The organism is Mycobacterium arosiense ATCC BAA-1401 = DSM 45069, from assembly GCF_002086125.1.
Taxonomy (GTDB): domain Bacteria; phylum Actinomycetota; class Actinomycetes; order Mycobacteriales; family Mycobacteriaceae; genus Mycobacterium; species Mycobacterium arosiense.
This window is the reverse complement of record NZ_MVHG01000218.1, coordinates 1-897: the sequence shown is the minus strand read 5'-3', so window position 1 is coordinate 897 and position 897 is coordinate 1. Positions and strand designations below refer to the sequence as shown.

The following is an 897-nucleotide window of genomic DNA, read 5'->3' as shown; positions in this document are numbered from 1 at the left end:
AAGGAAGTCACGCCCGCCCGCCTCACCCCGGCCCAGATCCTTGACCACCCGCACCGCCGCTACAGCCCCCAGTCCCCGCCGCCGTGATCTACCTGGATCCCACCGCCATCATGAAACTCATCACCACGACGCCTGAGTCCCCGGCCCTCGCCGACTACCTGCGCTCGCGCACCGACACCACCTGGTTCACGTGCGCCCTCAGCCGCGCCGACGTCATGCGCACCGTGGCCACTCTTCACCCCGACGCCGCCGAGCACGCCCACCACGTCCTGGCCGGCCTGGACCTCGTCGCAGTCACCGACCGGCTCCTCGACGTCGCGATCGAGCTCGCCCCCGCCCCGGGGCACACCACCAACGCGCTCCACATCGCCGCCGCCCTGTCCGCCGGCCCCCGACTCCACACCTTGATCACCTACAACCCCGAGCTGACCCGCGACGCCGCAGCCCACCACATCACCACAACTTCGCCCGGAGGTTCACCGTGATACGCGCCCTGATCGCCGCGGTGCTGCTCACCGGCGCCGCCGTCCACTTCTTCGGCGCCCCCGAAGACGCCGCGCTCGGTTACAGCCTTCTGCTGTGCGGAGCGCTCTGGTTCACCTGGCCCGCCGCCCGCGTGGCCGCCCGCCAGATCCGCCGTGTGCGCCGCCGGCGCCATCCCCGCCGCGCTCCCGCCAAGGCCGCCGCTCCCGGCCCCCACCTGACGCAGATCAACCACCATCACCACTACTACAGCGGTCCGCCTATGGCGACACCGCCGGTCACGCTACGCCCGGACTACAGCCGCCCGGCACTACCTGAGCGCAGCAGCCAGCAGCTCGCCCATGACGCCATCTACAACACCATCGACAGCGACACCCTGTAGCCCATGAGCAGCACAGACCAAGTCCTCCACAC

General features: G+C 70.7%; 2 protein-coding genes. Both read left to right on the top strand.

All coding sequences use genetic code 11. From position 1 onward, the window contains the following. Positions 1-83: 83 nt before the first annotated feature. Positions 84-485 carry a PIN domain-containing protein gene (locus BST14_RS28165; protein WP_051641673.1) on the top strand — a complete coding sequence of 134 codons (402 nt, stop codon included), beginning with the start codon at positions 84-86 and terminating at the stop codon, positions 483-485. Then, on the top strand, positions 482-865 hold the full coding sequence (locus BST14_RS28160; protein ID WP_036473426.1) for a hypothetical protein: 384 nt from the start codon (positions 482-484) through the stop codon (positions 863-865). Before BST14_RS28165 ends, BST14_RS28160 begins: the two co-directional genes overlap by 4 nt. Positions 866-897 lie beyond the last annotated feature (32 nt).